At 61.3% G+C, this 20,589-nt stretch carries 20 protein-coding genes and 2 pseudogenes; 9 read left to right on the top strand and 13 right to left on the bottom strand.

Features of this window, described 5'->3' with window-relative positions:
* The first annotated feature begins 88 nt into the window (after positions 1-88).
* The 3 genes from NTD89_RS19370 to NTD89_RS19360 all read left to right on the top strand — a co-directional run bounded on the left by NTD89_RS19370 (position 89) and on the right by NTD89_RS19360 (position 5,048).
* Positions 89-2,044 (top strand): acetoacetate--CoA ligase, encoded by a 1,956-nt coding sequence (locus NTD89_RS19370; RefSeq protein WP_262209144.1) that lies wholly within the window; start codon positions 89-91, stop codon positions 2,042-2,044.
* Positions 2,045-2,184: 140 nt separating this feature from the next.
* Positions 2,185-4,722, top strand: coding sequence for a PAS domain-containing sensor histidine kinase (locus NTD89_RS19365; RefSeq protein WP_145165752.1), 2,538 nt, complete (start codon positions 2,185-2,187; stop codon positions 4,720-4,722).
* 50 nt (positions 4,723-4,772) lie between these two features.
* On the top strand, positions 4,773-5,048 hold the full coding sequence (locus tag NTD89_RS19360) for a peptidylprolyl isomerase (protein ID WP_003174397.1): 276 nt from the start codon (positions 4,773-4,775) through the stop codon (positions 5,046-5,048).
* Positions 5,049-5,176: 128 nt separating this feature from the next.
* Here NTD89_RS19360 and NTD89_RS19355 read toward each other — a convergent pair whose 3' ends face one another.
* From NTD89_RS19355 to NTD89_RS19320, 8 genes are all read right to left on the bottom strand, one after another.
* A complete protein-coding gene (locus NTD89_RS19355) occupies positions 5,177-6,085 on the bottom strand; it encodes a sugar kinase (RefSeq protein WP_262209142.1) in 909 nt (302 codons plus the stop codon).
* A gap of 128 nt (positions 6,086-6,213) precedes the next feature.
* The gene (locus NTD89_RS19350; RefSeq protein WP_262209141.1) at positions 6,214-7,422 is read right to left on the bottom strand and encodes an amino acid deaminase; all 1,209 of its coding nucleotides are present in this window, start codon (positions 7,420-7,422) and stop codon (positions 6,214-6,216) included.
* Between the two features lie 8 nt (positions 7,423-7,430).
* On the bottom strand, positions 7,431-8,195 hold the full coding sequence (locus NTD89_RS19345; RefSeq protein ID WP_145165755.1) for an IclR family transcriptional regulator: 765 nt from the start codon (positions 8,193-8,195) through the stop codon (positions 7,431-7,433).
* Between the two features lie 106 nt (positions 8,196-8,301).
* Complete coding sequence (locus tag NTD89_RS19340) at positions 8,302-8,691, bottom strand: RidA family protein (RefSeq protein ID WP_078742925.1); 390 nt, start codon at positions 8,689-8,691, stop codon at positions 8,302-8,304.
* Between the two features lie 14 nt (positions 8,692-8,705).
* Complete coding sequence (locus tag NTD89_RS19335) at positions 8,706-9,488, bottom strand: amino acid ABC transporter ATP-binding protein (protein WP_119735365.1); 783 nt, start codon at positions 9,486-9,488, stop codon at positions 8,706-8,708.
* The gene (locus tag NTD89_RS19330) at positions 9,485-10,147 is read right to left on the bottom strand and encodes an amino acid ABC transporter permease (protein WP_122541442.1); all 663 of its coding nucleotides are present in this window, start codon (positions 10,145-10,147) and stop codon (positions 9,485-9,487) included. Before NTD89_RS19330 ends, NTD89_RS19335 begins: the two co-directional genes overlap by 4 nt.
* Before the next feature lie 11 nt (positions 10,148-10,158).
* Positions 10,159-10,821 (bottom strand): amino acid ABC transporter permease, encoded by a 663-nt coding sequence (locus NTD89_RS19325; RefSeq protein WP_106580127.1) that lies wholly within the window; start codon positions 10,819-10,821, stop codon positions 10,159-10,161.
* Between the two features lie 52 nt (positions 10,822-10,873).
* Positions 10,874-11,722: a transporter substrate-binding domain-containing protein gene (locus tag NTD89_RS19320; RefSeq protein WP_065929539.1), complete on the bottom strand. Its 849-nt coding sequence runs from the start codon at positions 11,720-11,722 to the stop codon at positions 10,874-10,876.
* A 554-nt stretch (positions 11,723-12,276) separates the two neighbouring features.
* Between NTD89_RS19320 and NTD89_RS19315 the strand changes: the two genes are divergently transcribed.
* Together NTD89_RS19315 and NTD89_RS19310 are read left to right on the top strand one after the other, a co-directional pair.
* On the top strand, positions 12,277-12,525 hold the full coding sequence (locus NTD89_RS19315; protein WP_145165756.1) for a hypothetical protein: 249 nt from the start codon (positions 12,277-12,279) through the stop codon (positions 12,523-12,525).
* 96 nt (positions 12,526-12,621) lie between these two features.
* A complete protein-coding gene (locus NTD89_RS19310; RefSeq protein WP_145165757.1) occupies positions 12,622-12,954 on the top strand; it encodes a thioredoxin family protein in 333 nt (110 codons plus the stop codon).
* On the opposite strand, the gene NTD89_RS19305 is transcribed toward NTD89_RS19310, so the two are convergent.
* The gene (locus tag NTD89_RS19305) at positions 12,935-14,500 is read right to left on the bottom strand and encodes a TerC family protein (RefSeq protein WP_262209137.1); all 1,566 of its coding nucleotides are present in this window, start codon (positions 14,498-14,500) and stop codon (positions 12,935-12,937) included. The two genes, NTD89_RS19310 and NTD89_RS19305, sit on opposite strands and share 20 nt — an antisense overlap.
* Before the next feature lie 699 nt (positions 14,501-15,199).
* Between NTD89_RS19305 and NTD89_RS19300 the strand changes: the two genes are divergently transcribed.
* Entirely contained in the window at positions 15,200-15,457 is a 258-nt protein-coding gene (locus NTD89_RS19300) for a dihydroxyacetone kinase family protein (RefSeq protein ID WP_410017223.1), read from the top strand.
* A gap of 63 nt (positions 15,458-15,520) precedes the next feature.
* Here the strand turns inward: NTD89_RS19300 and sohB are convergent, their stop codons facing one another.
* Positions 15,521-16,546 (bottom strand): protease SohB, encoded by a 1,026-nt coding sequence (gene sohB, locus NTD89_RS19295; protein ID WP_145165759.1) that lies wholly within the window; start codon positions 16,544-16,546, stop codon positions 15,521-15,523.
* A 193-nt stretch (positions 16,547-16,739) separates the two neighbouring features.
* Here sohB and NTD89_RS19290 point away from each other — a divergent pair, with 193 nt between their 5' ends.
* Together NTD89_RS19290 and NTD89_RS19285 are read left to right on the top strand one after the other, a co-directional pair.
* A complete protein-coding gene (locus tag NTD89_RS19290) occupies positions 16,740-17,450 on the top strand; it encodes a histidine phosphatase family protein (protein WP_145165760.1) in 711 nt (236 codons plus the stop codon).
* A gap of 56 nt (positions 17,451-17,506) precedes the next feature.
* Complete coding sequence (locus tag NTD89_RS19285) at positions 17,507-17,821, top strand: SCP2 sterol-binding domain-containing protein (protein ID WP_016969749.1); 315 nt, start codon at positions 17,507-17,509, stop codon at positions 17,819-17,821.
* Positions 17,822-17,915: 94 nt separating this feature from the next.
* Here the strand turns inward: NTD89_RS19285 and NTD89_RS19280 are convergent.
* The 3 genes and pseudogenes from NTD89_RS19280 to NTD89_RS19270 all read right to left on the bottom strand — a co-directional run.
* Positions 17,916-18,528: pseudogene (locus NTD89_RS19280) on the bottom strand (hypothetical protein).
* A gap of 6 nt (positions 18,529-18,534) precedes the next feature.
* On the bottom strand, positions 18,535-19,122 hold the full coding sequence (locus NTD89_RS19275) for an NUDIX domain-containing protein (protein WP_242197680.1): 588 nt from the start codon (positions 19,120-19,122) through the stop codon (positions 18,535-18,537).
* 96 nt (positions 19,123-19,218) lie between these two features.
* Positions 19,219-19,400 (bottom strand): annotated as a pseudogene (locus tag NTD89_RS19270) (short-chain dehydrogenase); the annotation flags it as partial.
* A gap of 139 nt (positions 19,401-19,539) precedes the next feature.
* Here NTD89_RS19270 and NTD89_RS19265 point away from each other — a divergent pair.
* Complete coding sequence (locus NTD89_RS19265; protein ID WP_106580139.1) at positions 19,540-20,466, top strand: alpha/beta hydrolase; 927 nt, start codon at positions 19,540-19,542, stop codon at positions 20,464-20,466.
* Positions 20,467-20,589: the final 123 nt, after the last annotated feature.

Raw genomic sequence — 20,589 nt, 5'->3', positions numbered from 1 at the left:
ACGATCGAACGTGGGAGCTGGCAAGCCAGCTCCCACAGTTTCGACCTGTGTTGGCTGCAAGATTTGTACAAGAACAAGAGACTTCCTCATGTCCGAAATCCTCTGGCAACCCTCCCCCGAACGCATCCGCAACACGCGGATGGACCAGTTCCGGCGCTTCATCAACCAGCGCCACAGCCTGAAGCTGGCCGACTACCCCGCCCTGCACCAGTGGAGCATCGACCAGCGTGCCGACTTCTGGCAGGCCATCGTCGCGTTCTTCGACGTGCAGTTTCGCAGCCCGCCCACCGCGGCGCTGATCGAAGGCACTCAGATGCCCAGCGCCCAGTGGTTTCCCGGCGCCACCCTGAACTTTGCCGAACACCTGCTGCGCCGTCGCGATGATCACCCCGCGGTGGTCGCGATCAGCGAGGACGGCCAACGCGAACAGCTGACCTACGCCGAATTGGCCGAGCACGTCGCCGGCCTGCAACACAGCCTGCGCGCAGCCGGTGTCGGCGTGGGCGACCGCGTCGCTGCGTGCATGCCCAACACCTGGCAAACCCTGGTGGGCATGCTCGCCACCACCAGCCTCGGCGCGATCTGGTCTTGCTCCTCGCCGGACTTCGGCACCCAGGGCGTGATCGACCGTTTTGGCCAGATCGAACCCAAAGTGCTGATCACCTGCGCGGGTTATCGTTACGCCGGCAAGGGCATCGACCAAACGGCCAAACTGAATGAGATCCTCGCGCGCCTGCCGTCCCTCGAACAGTTGATTATCGTGCCTTACGCGCGGCCTCAAGCGCGCGTCGCGGACTATCAGACCCAGGCCAAAGTCGCGCTGTGGGACGACTTCTACACCCCCGGCGGCGAGCCTGAATTTGTCGCGGTGCCGTTCGCTCACCCGCTGTACATCCTCTATTCCAGCGGCACCACCGGCGTGCCCAAATGCATCATCCACGGCACCGGCGGTGTGCTGCTCACCCACCTCAAGGAACACGGCCTGCACGCCGACCTGTCGCGCGAGGATTGCCTGTTCTACTACACCACCTGCGGCTGGATGATGTGGAACTGGCTGGTGTCGGTGCTGGCCCTCGGCGCCACGGCGGTGCTGTACGACGGCTCACCGTTTCACCCCGGACCGGAACGCTTGATCGACCTGATCGACGCCGAAAAAATCAGTGTGTTTGGCACCAGCCCCAAATTCCTCGCCACCCTGGAAAAAGCCGGCGTGCAGCCGCGCCGGAGCCACTCGCTGAACAGCCTCAAAGGCCTGATTTCGACGGGCTCGCCGCTGTCGCCGCAGAGCTACGACTACGTGTACCGCCAGATCAAGGCCGAGCTGTGCCTGTCGTCGATGTCCGGCGGCACCGATATCGTCTCCTGCTTTGTGATCGGCAACCCGGTGCTGCCGGTGCGTCGCGGGCAGATGCAGTGCAAGAGCCTGGCGATGGCCATCGAAGTGTGGAACGAGCAGGGCAAAGCGGTGATCGGCGAAAAAGGCGAACTGGTGTGCACCCGGCACTTTCCCGCCATGCCGATTGGCCTGTGGAATGACCCGCAGCAGCACAAACTGCGCGCCTCGTACTTCAGCCAGTTTCCCGGCGTGTGGGCCCAGGGTGACTACGCCGAGCAATGCCCGACGGGCAGCTGGCTGATTCACGGTCGCTCCGACGCGGTGCTCAACCCCGGTGGCGTGCGCATTGGCACGGCGGAAATTTATCGCCAGGTGGAAAAAGTCCCGCAGGTGCTGGAAAGCCTGGCCATCGGCCAACGCTGGCAGGATGACGTGCGCGTGGTGCTGTTTGTGCGCCTGACTGACGGTATCGAGCTGGATGAGGCCCTGGAGCAGCAGATTCGCCAGGTGATTCGCGCCAACACCACACCGCGTCACGTGCCGGCGAAGATCCTCGCCGTCACCGATATTCCGCGCACCATCAGCGGCAAGATTGTCGAGTTGGCGGTGCGCAATGTGGTGCACGGTGAGCCGGTGAAGAACACCGACGCCCTGGCGAATCCGCAAGCGCTGGAGCAGTTTCGCCAGCGCCCTGAGCTGGCCGAATGATGAAAGGTTTCAGCGCAAAAGCACTCAATTGAAGACAAAGTCCCAATGCATGCTATTTTTCGAGGGGTAGTCAGCCGCTCCCGTCTCGCGGGATAATCGGCTTTTGTTGTACTTCAAAGTGTCAGGTGTAGGGCTTTTTCATGAATGGAACATCCACCGGTAGCGAAGCCGCTGCATTGATTGCGCGGCTGGACTGGGCGCAAAGCCCCCTCGGTGAGGCCAACGACTGGCCGCAAAGTCTACGCACAGCGGTCGACATCGTGGTCCACTCACCGATGCCAATGCTGCTGCTGTGGGGCCCCCTGCTCACGCAGCTTTACAACGACGGCTTTGCGCGGCTTGCGGGCAACAAGCACCCCGGCGCGTTGGGCCAGCCGGCGCATGAGACCTGGCCGGAGTTGGCCGGCTTCACCGCGCCAGTCTACGACGCCGTGCTGAGCGGCCAGGTGCGCACGTTCAGCGAGCAACGCTTTGTACTGCAACGCAACCACCGCGATACCGAGATCTGGCTCGACCTGACCTACAGCCCGGTCCGCGATGAAAGCGGGACCGTCGCCGGCATTCTGGTCACCGCCATCGAAACCAACGAACGGCGCAGCAAAGCCCTCGAGCTGCAGCAGCGCTCCGAAGACAGCCTCAAGGCCCAGCACAGCACCGAGCAACGCCTGCAACTGGCGCTGGCGGCGACCGATGCGGTCGGCACCTGGGACTGGGACATCGGCGAAGACCGCTTTATCGCCGACGCTCACTTCGCTTACCTGCACGGCGTCGACCCGAGTGACGCCGGCCTGCTGCCCATCAGCGACTACCTGCAAGGCGTACACCCCGAAGACCGCGGCACGGTGGCGCGCAGCATCAAGCATTGCATCACCTTCGGCACCGAGTACGCCGAGGAATACCGCCTGCTGCAAGCCGACGGCCAGGTGCGCTGGGTGTTCGCGCGCGGGCGCTGTTACAAGGATCATCAAGGCCGCCCGGCACGCTTTTTAGGCGCAGCATTGGACCTGACCGAACGCAAACACACCGAGCAGGCCCTGCGTCAAAGCCAGACCGAGCTGCAGTTGATCATCAACGCCATGCCGGTGCTGATCGGTTACGTCGACCACGAACAGCGTTTTCGCCTGAACAACAGCGCCTACCTCGACTGGTACGGCATGACGCCCCAGGAGTTGTACGGCAAAAGTATCCGCGAAGTGCTCGGCGATGAGGTGTATGCCGGGCGCGAAGACAAGATCGAGGCCGCGCTCAAGGGCAAGGCGTGCAGCTTCATGACTGTGACGCCCCACCACGACGGCCGGCCGCGCCATGCACTGATGAAGTACTTGCCGCGCTTCAGCAATGACGGCTCGGTGAATGGCTTTTACATCTTCGTGATCGACGAGACCGAACGCAAACTCACCGAAGAGGCCCTGCGCCACCTCAACGAGAACCTCGAAGAACGCGTGGCCCAGCGCACCCAGGCGCTGGCCGAGGCCAACCAGCGCCTGCAAAACGAGATGTTCGAACGCGAGCGCGCCGAGGATGCGCTGCGCCATGCGCAGAAGATGGAAGCGGTGGGTCAACTGACCGGCGGCATCGCCCATGACTTCAACAACATGCTCACCGGGATTATCGGCAGCCTGGACCTGATGCAGCGCTACATCGCCGCCGGGCGCAGCGATGAGATCGGCCGGTTTACCGACGCGGCGGTCTCCTCCGCTCACCGTGCGGCCGCCCTCACCCACCGGCTGCTGGCGTTCTCCCGGCGCCAGTCGCTCGACCGCCGCCCGCTGGACCCGAACACGCTGGTGGCGTCGCTGGAAGACTTGTTTCGCCGCACCAAAGGCGCGCATATCTCACTCAAGGTGCAGCTGGGCAAGGACATCTGGCCGGTGAATACCGATGCCAGCCAGTTGGAAAACGCTTTGCTGAACCTGGTGATCAACGCGCGCGACGCAATGCCCGACGGCGGCGAACTGGTGATTGAAACCGCCAACAGCTACCTGGACGGCACCGACATCACCACCCTCGAACCGGTCAAGGCCGGCGACTACGTGATGCTCGGCGTGAGTGACAACGGCAGCGGCATGGCGCCGAAAATTCTGGCCAAGGCCTTCGACCCGTTCTTCACCACCAAGCCTATCGGCCAGGGCACCGGCCTGGGGCTGTCGATGATCTACGGGTTTGCCCAGCAATCGGGGGGCCACGTGACCATTCAAAGCGAGCCCGGCCAAGGCACCTGCGTGCGCCTGTACCTGCCGCGCCTGTATGGCACTGCGCTGGAAAGCAACCTGCCGCAGCACCTGAGTGAAGCGCCGCTGGCACTGGCCGGTGAAGCGGTGGTCGTCGTCGAGGATGACCCCGCGGTGCGCATGCTGGTGGTCAATGTGCTGGCTGAACTGGGCTACACCGCCCACCAGGCGGCGGATTCACGCACGGCACTGCCGCTGCTGGAGTCGGATTTGCGCGTGGACCTGCTGGTGACCGACGTCGGCCTGCCGGGCATGAACGGCCGCCAACTGGCAGAAATCGCCCGCCAGCACCGGCCCGGCCTGCGCGTGTTATTCATGACCGGTTACGCCGAAAAAGCCGCCGAGCGCCAGGGCTTCCTGGAGGACGGCATGGACATGGTGGCCAAGCCGTTCTCGGTTGAGCTGCTGGCGACCAAAATCCGCAGCATGATCAGCGTCGATGAATGAGTTCAGGCATAATCGCGCGCCCTTACGTTTGACCGTTGCCAGGTAACAACATGAAAGCCCAAGCCCGTCACATCCTGGTGAAAACCAGTGAAGAAGCCGAACAGCTCAAGCAGCGTATCGCCAAGGGCGAAGCGTTTGATGTGCTGGCCAAGAAATACTCGACCTGCCCGTCCGGCAAGCGCGGCGGTGATTTGGGTGAAGTGCGGCCAGGGCAGATGGTCGGGGCGATTGACGCGGTGATCTTCAAGAAGCCGGTGAAGGTGGTTCATGGGCCGATCAAGAGCAAGTTTGGCTATCACCTGGTGCAGGTGTTTTACCGCGACTGATAGAGATACCGCCGGTTTTTTTGTGGCGAGCGGGCTTGCCCCGCGTTGGAGTGCGTAGCGCTCCCGTTTTTTTTGGGGCTGCTGCGCAGCCCAACGCGGGGCAAGCCCGCTCGCCACAAGGGATCGGCCTAGGCTTTGGGGATCAGTGCACCAGGTACTTGGATAACCCGGCTGGCCAACCGATGCCCAGCCAAGGCCGCCTCCTCTGGCGACTGACCTTTCAGCCGGCTGGCCAGATACGCTGCACTGAACGAATCCCCCGCCGCCGTTGTGTCCACCACCTTCTCGACCTTCAGCGCCGGCACGGCAAAGCGTTCGCCCGCGCAACGGATCAAACATTCATCCGCGCCGCGCTTGAGCACCACCTCTGCAATCGCCGGGTACGCCGCAAACACCTGCTCGCTGTCGGCATACCCAAACAACGCACGCTCGTCGTCCTCGGTCAGCAAGGCGATATCCACCTCGGCCAACACGGCGTGATACGCCGCGCGCGCCGCCTCGACGCTGGCCCATAAACGCGGCCGGTAGTTGTTGTCGAAGACTACCTTGCCACCGCGCTTGCGCGTTTCGATCAAGGTTTGCAGTAACCGCGTACGCCCGATTTCTCCCAGCACCGCCAGGGTAATACCGCTGAAATACACCACGTCATAACCCGGCAAAGCCGCCAGGATCGGCTCGGCGGCCGGTGTGGTGAAGCAGTCGCGCACGGCGGCTTCGTTGCGCCAGTAGAGGAATTTGCGTTCGCCGTTGGCGTCCGTCTGAATGCAGTACAACCCCGGCAACCGCCCGGGCAGGCGTTGCACCATGCCCAGGCCCAGGCCTTCTTCGGCCCACTGCGTGCACATGGCGTCGCTGAAGCTGTCATCGCCCAGGGCGGTGACGTAGTCAACCGTGCCGATGTCGCCCAGCTCGCGGCGCAGGTACACCGCTGCATTCAGGGTGTCGCCGCCGAAGCTTTGTTGAAGGCTGCCATCGGCGCGGTGTTGGAGTTCGATCATGCATTCGCCGATCAGGGCGATGCGCGGTTGTGGGTTCATGCCTTGGTCTCTCGCTGTTCTGGAGGGCCTCCTCGTGGGCAAGCCCGCTCCCACATTTGATTGCATTTCAACTGGAGGAATGCGGTCGAATGTGGGAGCGCGCTTGCCCGCGATAGGCGCGACGCGGTCTAGAAGCAGGTATGCAGCGACTCGATCACCTGCAACTGCTCATCCACCAGGCAGCCCACTTGCCACTTGTCGAAGGTCAGGCAAGGGTGCGAGGTGCCGAACGAAATGATGTCGCCGATGCGCAACTCAACCCCCGGTGCCACCGTCATGAACGCATGCTGGTCCATCACCGCCGTCACGATGCAGGCGGTGACGTCATCGCCTTCGGCCGGCACAATTCCGGCCCGGTAGCGCTTGAGCGGCACCGGCAAACCGGCGTCATAGGCCACGTCGCGCTTGCCCAGGGCGATCACCGCAAACCCTGGCTCGGGCATCGATTGCACGTGCGCCCAAACTTCCAGCGCCGGGCGCAGGCCTTCATGGAGGTCGCTGCGACGGTCGAGCACGCAGCATTGCGCCTGCTTGTAGATACCGTGGTCGTGGGCCACGTAACTGCCCGGGCGCAACACGCTTAAGAAACGCCCCGCGGCGTTTTGGGTTTCGAAGGACTCGGCGATCAGGTCGTACCAGGCCGAACCCGAGGCGGTAATGATCGGTTTGGGCAGGTCGAAAGAGCCGTTGTTTTGCAGGTCGACCGCCAGGCGCACCAGGCTGGCGGCGAAATCGCGGATGCCGCTGATGGCGTGCTCGCCATGGATCACGCCTTCATAGCCTTCAATGCCGGTGAGGGCCAGCGCCGGTTGGGCCTTGATCGCCTTGGCCAGCTCGCGCACTTCCTGTTCGCTGCGGCAGCCGCAACGACCGCCGACCACGCCATACTCGATCATCACGTTCAAACGCAGGCCACGGGCGGCGAAAAACAGCCCCAGGTCGGCGACGTTGTCCGGGTGATCGACCATGCAATGGAAGTCGAAGTCTTTGTCGGCGAGCAGATCGGCAATCAACGCCATGTTCGGCGCGCCGACCAATTGGTTGGCCATCAACACGCGACGCACGCCCCCGGCATAGGCAGCGCGGGTCTGCACCGCATTGGCCAGGGTGATGCCCCAGGCGCCCGCCTCGATCTGGCGCTGAAACAACGCCGGCATCATGCTGGTTTTGCCGTGGGGCGCCAGTTCTGCGCCGCTGTTGCTGACGAAGTCCTGCATCCAGCGAATGTTGTGTTCCAGGGCGTCGCGGTGCAGCACCAGGGCCGGCAGGCTGACGTCGCGGACCAGATGGGCGCCAACGGCGGCGGCGCCTTTTTCAACGGCGTTGAGGGCAGTCATAAACACTCCTATTCGTTGATGCGTCGGGCCAGGTTGTTGGCGCTGTCGATCAAAACCCGGCGATAGTCGTTGTAGTTTTTGATTGCATCGGCCCGTGGGGCAACGATGCACAAGGTCGCAATGCTGATGCCCTGCGCGTCCCGCACCGGGGCGGCGAAGCAATGGGTGAAGGTGTCGGCCACGCTGTCGAAGGAGAAGAACCCGTCGAGCGTGGCCTGGCGGATCTGCGCCAGAAACGTCTCAAGCGGCAGGCGCTGGCCGTCCGGCAGGATGAAATCGTCGCAGTCGATCAGGTCGATAATCTGCTGGTCGCTCAAGTGCCCCAGCAGCAGGCGCCCGGAAGCAGTCCACGGGATCGGTGCGTTTTCGCCGATGTCCGACGAGATGCGGAAATGCCGCTCGCCTTCGCGCATCAGCGCCACCGTGTATTTACGCCCGTTGAGCAGGCACATCTGCGCGGTTTCGTGGGTTTGGCTGACAATCTCCTGCAAGGCGTGGTCGGCCTCGCGGGTCAGGTCGAAGTGGCGCAGGTGCGCCTGGCCGAGGAAGTACAGTTGGCGGCCAAGGTAGACGTGGCCGTCCTTGCCCACGGTTTCCAGGATGCGCCGCTCCAGCAACGAGGCGACCAATTCGTAGACGGTGGATTTGGGGCTGCCGATGCCGCTGGCAATATCATTCGGGCGCAGGGGCTGGCCGATCTCCTTGAGAAAATCGAGGATATCGAATGCACGGTCCAGGCCTTTGGCGCGGCGTTTGATGGTGTCTTCGGTCATGGCAGTTCGGTCCGGTCGAAATTCTAGGGTCTGGCAGAGATCCCTTGTGGGAGGGGGCTTGCCCTCTCCCACATTTGATCTTCAGTGGATTTCAAGAGAGGGGCATTTAGCCTTTTTTCTTGTAGGCCACGCAATCAATCTCAACCTTGCAGTCGACCATCATGTTGGCCTGCACACAGGCGCGCGCCGGGGCGTGTTCGGGGGTGAAGTATTCACCGAACACCTTGTTGAAACTCCAGAAGTCGCGCGGGTCTTCCAGCCATACGCCAACGCGCACCACGTCTTTCAACTCGTAGCCGGCCTCTTCGAGAATCGCCACCACGTTGCGCATGGTCTGGCGGGTTTGCTCGACGATGCCGCCGTTGATGATTTCACCGTCCACCGCCGGCACTTGGCCCGAGACGTAGAGCCAGCCGTCCGCTTCCACTGCGCGTGCGAAAGGACGCGGTTGGCCACCGCCGGCGGTGCTGCCGGTGCCGTAACGAGTAATGCTCATAAAGTTGCTCCTGATTAAAAACGAATGTTCTTCAAAAATTCCGCCAGGCGCGGCGATTGCGGGCGTTCGAAGATGTCCTTCGCGCTGCCCTGCTCTTCAATGCGACCCTGGTTCATGAATACGATCTTGTCCGACACTTCGTAGGCAAAGCGCATTTCGTGGGTGACCAGCAACATGGTCATGCCTTCCTCTGCCAAGCCCTTGATCACGCTGAGCACCTCGCCCACCAACTCTGGGTCAAGGGCCGAGGTGACCTCGTCGAACAGCATCAAACTGGGGTTCATCGCAATCGCCCGGGCAATCGCCACGCGCTGTTGCTGGCCGCCGGACAACTGGCCCGGGAAGTGATTGCGCCGCTCCAGCAGGCCGACGCGGTCCAGCCATTTTTCGGCCAGGGCCACGGCTTCGTCCTTGCCCATCTTCTTGACCTTGAGCAGGCCGAGGGTGACGTTTTGCAGCGCGGTGAGGTGCGGAAACAGGTTGAACTGCTGAAACGCCATGCCGGTCATCGCGCGGTGCTGGGCAATCACCCGCTCGGGGTGGCGCACACGCTTGCCGGCGATTTCGCTGTAGCCGATGGACTCGCCGTCCAGGGTGATCTGCCCGCCCTGGAACTCTTCCAGCAAGTTGACGCAGCGCAGCAGCGTGGTTTTGCCCGAGCCGCTGGAGCCGATCAACGTCACCACGTTGCCGCGCTGCATGGACAGGTCGACGCCCTTGAGCACTTCGACCTGGCCGTACTGTTTACGCAGGCCGCGAATGTTCAAAAGCGGTTGGTTGGTTTGAGGTTGGTTCATGGCAAGGCCACCCGCTTTTCAATGTAGCGCCCGAATAACTCGATGGCGTAGTTGATGACAAAGAACAGAAACCCGGCGAACAGGTAGAACTCCAGGGTCATGAAGGTGCGCGCGATCACTTGCTGGGTGCTCAGCAGCAACTCGGCCACGCCAATCACCGAGAGCAAGGTCGAGGCCTTGACGATTTCCGTAGAGGAATTGACCCAGGTCGGCAGGATCTGGCGCAACGCCTGAGGCAACAGCACGTAGCCCAGGGATTGGTAGAACGTCAGGCCAATCGCCTTGCCCGCTTCCAGTTGCCCACGGGGAATGGCTTGCAGCGCGCCGCGCACGATCTCCGACACGTGAGAGCCGCAGAACAGCGTCAGCCCGACGGCGCCGGCCTGGAACGCGCTGATCTGCCAACCGAGTGCCGGCAACATGTAGAAACATGCCAAGACCAGCACAAACACCGGCGTGCCACGGATCAGGTCGACATACAGACGAAACGGCGCGCGCATCCAGAATTTGCCGTAGGTCAGGATCAACCCGGCGACGATGCCGATCAGCGTGCCAAAGATAATGGCCAGCGCAGACACATACACGCTGGCCTGAAAGCCCGCCCACAGGGTATCCCGGGCGATCCACAACTCATGCAGCCAGCTGGGGGACTCGTACATGGAAACCCTCCTTAACGACGGATCGCCAGACGCTGTTCCAGGTAACGGAGCAGCATGGCGATGAGGTAACAGGCAGCCACGTAGAGCGCAGTCGTGACCATCCAGGTTTCAATCACCCGGTAGCTTTCGACGTTGATCTTGCGGGCGTAATAGGTCAGCTCCGGCACGGCAATCGCCGCCGCCAGCGAGGTGTCCTTGAACAGCGAAATGAAGTTGTTCGACAACGCCGGCAAGACGTTGCGCAGCATCACCGGCACGGTGATGTAGGCGCGGATACGCCATTCACCCAGGCCGATGGCCAAGCCGGCTTCGCGCAAACCCTTGGGAATATTCAGCAACCCGGCGCGGAACACTTCGGTGAGGTAGGCACCGGCGTACAACGACAGTGTGATGATGAAGGACGGAATTTTGTCGAGACGAATCCCCAGTGACGGCAGTGCAAAGTAGATCAACAGGATCAGCACCAGAATCGGCGTATTGCGGATCACCGTCACGTACACCGAGGCGATGATGCGCAACGCGCGGTGCCTGGACAGCATGGCGAATGCCATCATCAAGCCGATCACGCAGCCAATCGCGATCGACAGCAGTGCCAGCTCAAGGCCCAGGCCGAGCCCCGCCAGCAAGCTGGGGAAATCACGCCACACGGCGGCAAAGTTCAACTGATAGTTCATGGTCGGCAGTACCTGATTGGGGCGCCGTCAGCGACGCCCCAGGGTTTACGATTTACTTGAACTCAACCGGAAAACCGATCGCAGGCTCTGGCAAATCCACACCGAACCATTGCTTGAACGAGGCTTTGTAGGTCGGGAACTCCACGCCGGTCATGGCTTCATGCAGCGCGGTGTTGACGAAGTTCAGCCAGTCCTGGTCGCCACGCTTGACCGCGCACGCGTAGGTTTGCGGGCTCCAGGCGTAGGTCGGGCTGCGGTAGCGGCCTGGGTTCTGCACCATCAGGTACTTGACCGAAGACTGGTCGGTGGCGGCGGCGTCGGCACGGCCGGAGTTCACGGCCTGGTACATCAGGTCGACGCTGTCGTACTGATCAACCTTGGCCTTGGGCAGCGCCTGGTGCACCAGCTCTTCGGCGTAGACGTTTTGCAGCACGGCCACGGTGACGCCGTCGCCGGCGGCTTGCAGGTCTTCGATTTCCTTGTACTTGCTGTTGTTCGGCAACAGCAGGCCCACGCCTTCGCGGTAGTACGGCAAGGTAAAGGCCACCTGCTGCGCACGGCTGGCGGTGACGGTAATGAACTGGCAACTCATGTCGACCTTATCGGTCAGCAGGTTGGGAATACGTGCGTCGGAAGACTGCACCACAAACTCGACCTTGCTCGGGTCGTTGAACAAGCCTTTGGCCACAATGCGGCCGATGTCGATATCAAAACCCTGCAACTTGCCATCCGCTCCCTGGAAGTGCCACGGCGCATTGGTACTGCCTGTACCCACGATGAGATGCCCACGCTTGAGCACATCATCGAGCTTGCTGTCCGCCGCGTGCACAACGCTTGCGAGGGAAGCCGATGCGGCGAAGAGAAAAACACACGCTTTAAACACGGAAGGTCGGTGATGCATGACAAGCACTCCAGGAGTTGTGTATTCCGCTATACCGGAACTTAGTATGTAACAACGGAATAGACAGCAGAAAGTGTGCCACACGCGGTTGCAGAAAAACATGAAGGGGACAAAGTTGTTTTAAATCAATTGGATAAATATTGAGCTGCGGTAAGGCGCTGTGCCAGCAGCCGTGGATGTGTTGCTACGCAAGGCCACACACGGCGGTGACAGTTTGGATGCCGTGCACCACGGTAGCGTTACCGTGCACCGGGGCGGTGCTGATGCGTGGATGTTTTCTGTGGCGAGCGGGCTTGCCCCGCGTTGGGCTGCGAAGCGGCCCCAAAACCTGGCGACGCGGGTTTTCAGGTATAGCGCGGCGGCTGGATTGGGAGCGCTTCGCACTCCAACGCGGGGCAAGCCCGCTCGCCACAGGAAGCTCGCTCACTATGAGAAGACCGCTCACTGCAGCTCGCCGGTTTGCCGCAACTCACCAGGGTTTCTTGGTGAGGCTCTGGTTGTTTTTTTGTGCTGGGCTAGGCTGGTGGGATGTCTGTGTGCGGGAGCGTGGCGTGATGAAGGTAAGCCTTTTGGTGGTGTTGCTGGGCTGTTTGGTGGCCGGTACGGCTTCGGCCAGTAATGATCGCCGTGAATGCAAAGAAGAACTGCAGAAGCTCAAGGAAGCTTTCAGCACCGATTATACCAGCCAGAACCACCATGGCTATCGTCGGGCGAAGGCGTCCAGGGACAATGAGGAATACAAGAAATGCGCGAGCCAGGCGCGCAAGGCACGTGAACGAACGGAACGTGCCGACGATGCATGAGCCTGTCTACCTGTGAAGGTTGACAGTAGACGGTGGTGATCTCGCGATCTAGCGTATCCGGCAGGCCCCATCGGCCAGGTGCACAAGGAGATCATCATGGGTGCTGCCAATGCGGTGATTGATACCCTCAGCGACTACCAGCAGGTTCTGAATCAGCACCCGCTGGTGATCGTGCTGTTTACTTCCCAGTCCTGCCAGGCGTGCCTGGGAGTTCACCCACGCTTTAATAGCATCGCCGAAAAGTACGCCGGCCGAGTGAAGAGCATGATCCTGGACACCGCCCGGACGCCGCGAATCGACGGCGTGGACGGCACGCCCACCCTGGTGGTCTACAAAAATGCCCTTGAGGTCGAAAACCTCAAGGGCATTGGCGCGCCGGAAGAACAGGAAGCACTTCTGGATCAAGTGTTCAAAGACTACGCGCCCTAGGCACCAGCAGCACCTGCGTCACCCGCCGCTCCTCCACCGCCGCCACCGTCAGGTGCCAGCCTTCGTGCTCCAGGCTGTCGCCCACTCGCGGCAAGCGGTCCAGCAGGCTCATCACCAAACCTGCGAGCGTCTGGTAATCGTCGGTGGCCACGGCCTTGAAGCCGGTGCGCTGGCGAACCTGGTTAAGGGTCAAGGCGCCATTGGCGCGAAAGCCTGCGCCCTCCTCGACGATATCCGGCCCTTCGATTTCGCTGGCATCGGGCAATTCACCGGCGATGGATTCAAGAATGTCGGTCATGCTCAACACGCCCATGAAATCGCCGAATTCGTTGATCACAAACGCGATATGGGTGGATGCCTGGCGCATCTGCTCCAGGGCGTTGAGGATCGAAAAGCTCTCCAGCAGGTTGACCGCGCGGCGCGCCAGGTGCTCCAGGTTCGGCTCGTGGCCGGCCAGGTATTCCTTGAGCAACTCCTTCTTGTGCACGAAGCCCAATGGCTCATCGACAGCACCGTTGCGGATCAACGGCAGCCGGGAGTAGGACGAATGCATCAATTTACGGCGGATAGTGTCGGCATCGTCCGCCAGATCGATACAGTCGACCTTGGCCCGCGGCGTCATCAAGCTGCGGATCGGGCGTTCGGCCAACTGCAACACGCCACTGATCATCACGCGCTCGCGTCGATCAAACAGCGGGCCCTGGGTCGCATCCGGCTCGCCCATCAGGTCGGCAACGTCGTCATCCATGCCCTCCACCGCCAGACTGCGGCCCCCCAGTAAACGCATCACCGCGTGCGCAGTGCGCTGGCGTACCGGCAACGTGCCCTGTACCGACTGCTTGCGACGGGCGCGGGCAAGCTGGTTGAGCAGCTCCACCACAATCGAGAAGCCCATCGCCGCGTACAAGTAACCCTTGGGCACGTGGAAACCCAGGCCTTCGGCAGTCAGCACCAGGCCGATCATCATCAGGAAACTCAGGCACAGCATGATCACCGTCGGGTGCGCATTGACGAAACGCGTCAGCGGCTTGCTCGCGACAATCATCAGGCCGATGGACACGATCACTGCGATCATCATCACCGCCAGCTCGTCGACCATGCCCACGGCAGTCACCACCGCATCGAGGGAGAACACCGCGTCAAGCACCACAATCTGCGCGACGATCGGCCAAAACATCGCATAGGTGGCATTGCCCGCACGCTGGGCCACATGACCTTCGAGACGTTCGTGCAACTCCATGGTGGCCTTGAACAACAGGAACACACCGCCAAACAGCATGATCAGGTCACGGCCGGAAAACCCCTTGCCGAAGACCTCGAACAGCGGCTGAGTAAGGGTCACCATCCAGGAAATACTCGCCAGCAAGCCCAGGCGCATCAGCAGCGCCAGGGACAAACCGATCAACCGCGCCCGGTCGCGCTGCTCCGGCGGCAGCTTGTCCGCCAGGATCGCGATAAACACCAGGTTGTCGATGCCCAGCACCAGTTCCAGCACAATCAAGGTCAACAAGCCGAGCCAGGCCGTTGGATCCGCTAACCATTCCATTTATAGAGTCTCGTTATAGATGTCTGAATGCCGGACACGGCAAGGCGCGGTCAGTGGACCGGGACAAGGGTAGCAATCGGAATACGGGGTGCTTCAGCGGGAACAGCAGCAGCGGATGTCTTGGGGAAAGACGACTGGGAGGCTCCGAGAGGGTGTTCATGCAAGTCCTGCAGTGGAAAAAGGACTTGAATCGTACAATCGAAACCTAAATTTCCTACAACGCAAAACTATTACAAAATCTGTAACCCCAACACACACTTCGAAATAGGCCACTCTAGAGTAGCGCTAGTGGAGCAGGACTACCGGTGGACAGAGCCACCTATGGGCCAAATCTACCCATGAAGCAGGACTATCTGTGAAGCAGGACTATCTGTAAAGCAGAGCTATCTATGGTGCAGGACTACCTGTGAAGCAGGGCTATCTGTAAAGCAGAGCTACCTGTGGTGCAGGGCCACCTGTGGCGAGCGGGCTTGCCCCGCGTTGGGCTGCGCAGCAGCCCCAAAACCTGCTGACCGAATTCTCCTGATACTCCGAGTCGCCTCAACTGGGGCTGCTTCGCAGCCCAACGCGGGGCAAGCCCGCTCGCCACAGTAATCCCGCGCCCCCCACTTCGCTCAGCTTTTACGCGTCGCATCATCCAGCGCCACAATCGTATGCGCAATCCACAAAGTCCCGAAATCCATCGCCCCCGACGAAGCCATCCTCATCGAACCGCTGGCCCGTTCTCTGCACGCCGCCAAGCGCACGCATGCGGGCGGCGCCTCCTTCAACGATGCGCTGCAAGCCATGAAAACCGCTGCCTCACAGGGGCACGATTCGGCCAAGGACTTAGTCGCGAAAATCGGCCGCGCGAGTCGGCTGGGTGAGCGTTCGTTGGGCGTGCTCGACGCAGGTGCGGTGTCGTGCTGTTTGATCCTGACGCGGTTGGCGGATTCGGTTCAACCGCGCTGGGTGTAGCGCCCCGGATGGCCCTTTCGCGAGCAAGCCCGCTCCCACAAGGGCTTGACCTGCTGCCTGGAATTACCAGAACCGCTGCTGGGTCAAGCGGCTCCACCAGGTCAGCAGCACTCGGTCCACCGAACCGCTGGCCGCCAGGCCGACCCGCTCTTGCAGGCTTTTGCGCTCGGCATAGTGCAGGTGGAACACCTCGGCGGTCTTGGCCTTGGTGGCCAGGTATTCGTCGCTGGTTTGCAGTTCGTCGACCAGTTGCTTGTCGAGGGCTGCAACACCCAGCCACACTTCCCCGGTCGCGACATCATCGATTGCCAGTTGAGGGCGATAGCGCGACACGAAGTTCTTGAATAACTGATGGGTGATGTCCAGGTCTTCCTGGAACTTCTCGCGGCCCTTCTCGGTGTTTTCGCCAAACACGGTAAGGGTGCGCTTGTATTCACCGGCCGTCAGCACTTCGAAATCGATGTCATGTTTTTTCAGCAGGCGGTTGACGTTGGGCAACTGCGCTACCACGCCGATCGAACCGAGGATGGCGAACGGTGCGCTGATGATCTTCTCGCCGATGCACGCCATCATGTAGCCGCCGCTGGCCGCGACCTTGTCGATGCACACGGTCAATGGCACGCCCGCCTGGCGAATACGCGCCAGTTGGGATGAGGCCAGGCCGTAGCTGTGCACCATGCCGCCGCCGCTTTCCAGGCGCAGCACCACTTCGTCTTTCGGCGTGGCCAGGCTCAGCAGTGCGGTGATTTCATGGCGCAGGCTCTCGGTGGCCGAGGCCTTGATGTCGCCGTCGAAATCCAGCACAAACACCCGGGGTTTGGCCTCGGGTTTCTTCTTGCCTTTCTTCTTTTCGGTTTTGCTTTCGGCTTTGCGCAGGGCCTTGAGCTGGTCCTTGTCGAGCAGGCTCGACTCCAGGCGCTCACGCAGGCCCTTGTAGAAATCATTGAGCTTGCTGACCTGCAATTGGCCGGCGGACTTGCGACGGCCTTTGCTGCGCAGCGCCGCGAAACTGATCAGTACCACCACAATAGCGACCACCAGGGTGACGGTCTTCGCCAGAAAGCTCGCGTATTCGGCCAGAAAATCCATATGTCTCCTTAAAAATGCACTGCGCCAGGCGCGGATGGGCCCAGCATACCGACGGCACCGCGTTCGAGCCAGTGATCAAACCGCCAGCAAGCGGGCTCTAACGGGCTTTTAAAACAAGCGTATGTTTTTTCATTGACAGCTCTCCGGCATCCTCATAACCTCGCCAGACTTTCAACGTACCGGGAAAACGGACGTGGGCAGCATTTATCTGATTCGACATGGCCAAGCCTCTTTCGGTGCAGACGACTATGACGTCCTGTCGCCCGTCGGCGTGGAACAAGCGCAAGTGCTCGGTCGCCACCTGGCAGACCTGGGCCTCACGTTCGAGCGCTGTGTATCGGGCGACCTGCGCCGCCAGCAGCACACCGCCACGTCCGTGTTCGATCAATATGCAGCCCGTGGCCTGCCGGTACCTTCGCTGGACATCGACAGCGCCTTCAACGAATTCGACGCCGAGGCGATCATCCGCGCCCTGCTCCCCGACCTGCTGAGCACCGAACCCGAAGCCCTGGAGATCCTGCGCAATGCGGCGCACAACCGCAGCGAATTCCAGCGCATCTTCGCATTGATCATCGAGCGTTGGCTGGCCGGCACTTATGACCCACCGGGGCTGGAAAGCTGGCTGGGGTTCGTCGAACGCGTACAAGGCGGCCTGCAACGGATTCTCGAAACCGCCCGGAACACGGACAAGATCGCCGTGTTCACCTCCGGCGGCACGATCACCGCCCTGCTTCACTTGATTACCCGAATGCCTGCCGCCCAAGCGTTCGAACTCAATTGGCAAATTGTTAACACCTCGCTCAACCAGCTGAAATTCCGTGGACGCGAGGTGGCGCTGGCTTCCTTCAACAGTCATACCCACTTGCAACTGTTGAAGGCGCCGCAGCTCATCACTTTCCGATGAGCTGCGGCCAACCGTGACCCCAAGGTCACTGGACTCTACCCTTAAGGATCGAAACCATGACTGACGTAGCCAAAGCTGTAGAAGCAATGAAAGCCAAATTCAACCCAGCCGCTGCCGACGGCCTGGACCTGGTGTTCGGTTTCCGTATCGACGACACCCAGAACTTCTCGCTGGTGGTCAAGAACAACACCTGCGAACTGCTCGAAGGCGAAAACCCTGACGCCCAGGTCACGCTGGTCACCGACGGCGAAACCATGGAAGGCATCGTCAGCGGCGACACCGACGGCATGCAGGCCTTCATGAGCGGCAAACTGCGCACCGAAGGCGACATGATGCTGGCAATGAAGCTGAGCGAGCTGTTCCCGGCCTGATCACGCTGATTGTGTAGCGCGCTTCACCCCGACAAATCCCGCCACATGGCGGGATTTGTTGTTTGCGCGAGCGGACAACGGCCATATCCGCGCCTCATCGCCCACAATTGCCCTTCATAGCCTCCCCCGCAAACGCCCGCCGAACAAACCTTGTCGAATCCCCCAAAGACCCATTCACCGCCCCGGAGTGATCGAGCTCTGGATACAAATGCCATTCCACCCGATCCCCTGCCTGGCAGGCGTCCCGGACCAAGGCTTTTTGCCCCGGTACAAACACATCTCGGTCTTTACCGCCGGTGCCGAGAAAGACCGGAATATCGGTTTTCACCGAGGGATAAGCCGATTCACGCCCCAGCCGATCCAACGCCGCCTTGGGCGAACGCTTGAAGCTGTTATTGAAGGTCAAACCTGCCGACCGTGCCGTGAGCCCACGCCATCAGTGGCCAGCCACCCGCAGGCGCTGGGCCTTTGGGCACGAACAGCGCACCGGAAACCGCGACAGGCGTGAGGTTGTCGAGCCCATCGGTGGAGGAATACAGAATCCGCAGGTTCAGCCCGGCCGACGCCAGGCTCTGCTGCGGCGTCAATGCTTCACTGCGCAGCAGTGTGCCGGGCATTGGCGGCACAGGGTCAGCCCAGGTGCAGAACGCGTCAGCGGCGCTGCTACTGCCGGCCGCCAGTACCCATAGCAACGCCCACGCGCGCATCACGCATCACCACCCTTCTTTCAACATGCGCAATTCCAGGTGCTGCAACAACATGATGGTTTTGCCATCGACAATCTCACCGCTCTGCACCATCGCCAACGCCTGTTCAAAGCTCAGCTCCAGTACTTCGATGTCTTCACCCTCGTCGATCAGCCCGCCGCCATCGCCAACGCGGTCCGCTGCCTGGTACTCGCCGATAAAGAAGTGAATGCGCTCGGTCACCGAACCGGGGCTCATGAACGCCGCGTAGATTTTCTCTACGGGGCCGACGCGGTAGCCGGTCTCTTCTTCGGCTTCGAGGCGAATGCGCTCTTCGGGGGTGGCGTTGTCCAACAGGCCGGCGGCCGCTTCGATCAAGTAGCCGGGGTAATCGTTGACGAACGTGGGCATGCGGAACTGGCGGATCAGCAGCACGGTGCGCTGTGCGCGGTTGTACAGCAGAATCGTTGCGCCGTTGCCGCGGTCGTACACTTCACGGGTCTGGGCTTGCCAACTGCCATCCTGGCGGCGCAGGTCGAAGGTGTATTTTTTCAGAAGATACCAATTGTCCGACAGGGTTTCTTCGGCGGTGATGCGAACGGGGCTATTGTCCATGGCCTGGCCTCTGCTCAAAGGAGCGCGAGCATGTCGCGGCGCCAATGTCAGCGTCAAGCGAAACGCTTGTGCAGACAGGCGCGCGGCGTATCGGGTTCAGTAAGGGGTCACGGCCTGAGCCAGCGACTGCTTGATGCGCGGCCACGCGGCCGCAACCTCTTCAGCGCTGGCGGCCTTGATCAGTGCCAGATCGCGCAGGTAATCCACCCCGGGTTCTCAGTGAACCACGTCGCCGTGAATTGGCCCTTGCTGGCCCGCAGGATGTATCCCGTGTCCTGGTCACCCAAACAACCCAGGCACGCGTCGTTCAATGCTGTAACACTTTGCAAGCAATCCCCATTCACGGCTGTCGAATTAATTCCTGCCCCTTAAAGCCATCTGGTAAAACCCGAGCTTCGCTTTTGTCCTGGAACCTTCATGTCATCTCGTTTTCTGTCTCGCCTGGGCCTGCGCTGGTTTCCCCTGCTGTGCATGGCCATCCTGATCATCGGCTTGCCGGTAGGCTGCGCGGTGCTTCAACACAAGGAGCGCGAGCTGGTGTTTCGCATTGAACCGGGTACCGCCGGCTGGTACACCGGCTTGCCCAAGGCCGTGCAGGAATTCGATATAAAACCCGCCAGTTTCAAATCAGGCCAGAACCTGCACGGCTGGTGGTACCCGGCCGACAAGCAGGATGCTCCGGCGATTCTGTACCTGCACGGCGTGCGCTGGAACCTCACCGGCCAGCTGTTTCGCATTGAACAACTGCACGCACTGGGCTTTTCGGTGCTGGCCATCGACTACCGCGGTTTCGGCCAGAGTCACGGTGACCTGCCTTCGGAAACCAGTGTGTATGAAGACGCGCGCATCGCCTGGGAGCGCTTTCAGGTGCTGCAGCCAGACCCGAGCAAACGTCTGATCTACGGGCACTCGCTGGGTGGTGCGGTGGCCATCGACCTGGCAGCGCAGTTGAGTCAACAGACACCGGTGCCCGTGCGCGGCCTGGTGATCGAATCCACGTTCACCTCGCTGGGGGACGCGGCCGCGGCCGTGGCCAACACCTCACTGCCGGTGCGCTGGTTGCTGTCGCAGAAGTTCGACTCCATCGACAAAATTGCCGGCGTGCACATGCCGCTGCTGGTGGTGCACGGCCTGGCCGACCCCTACGTGCCACCGCGTTTCAGCCAACAACTGTTCGACGCCGCCCAGGAGCCCAAACGGCTGCTGCTGGTGCCTGGCGCCACGCATAACAACAGCATGAGCCTGGCCGGGCGCAATTATGGGCAAGCGCTGGAAAAACTCATGCAAGCGCAGATGCCCGCACAGGTGGTGACGCACTCCACAGGTCGCAACGGCGACTCTTGAAAGTACTTTTCGGCACTGGGTTCACGCTTGGCTGTCAAGCGTAAACCCTGCCCATACTGGCCCGCGCCGCAAGTTGATCAAATATTAACCGAGGGTTAAATCGCCAACCCTGCCGGGCCTTCG

Source organism: Pseudomonas sp. 14P_5.3_Bac1, from assembly GCF_025466135.1.
Lineage (GTDB): Bacteria > Pseudomonadota > Gammaproteobacteria > Pseudomonadales > Pseudomonadaceae > Aquipseudomonas.
The sequence above is the reverse complement of the archived record's forward strand: the minus strand, read 5'-3'. Positions and strand labels throughout refer to the sequence as shown.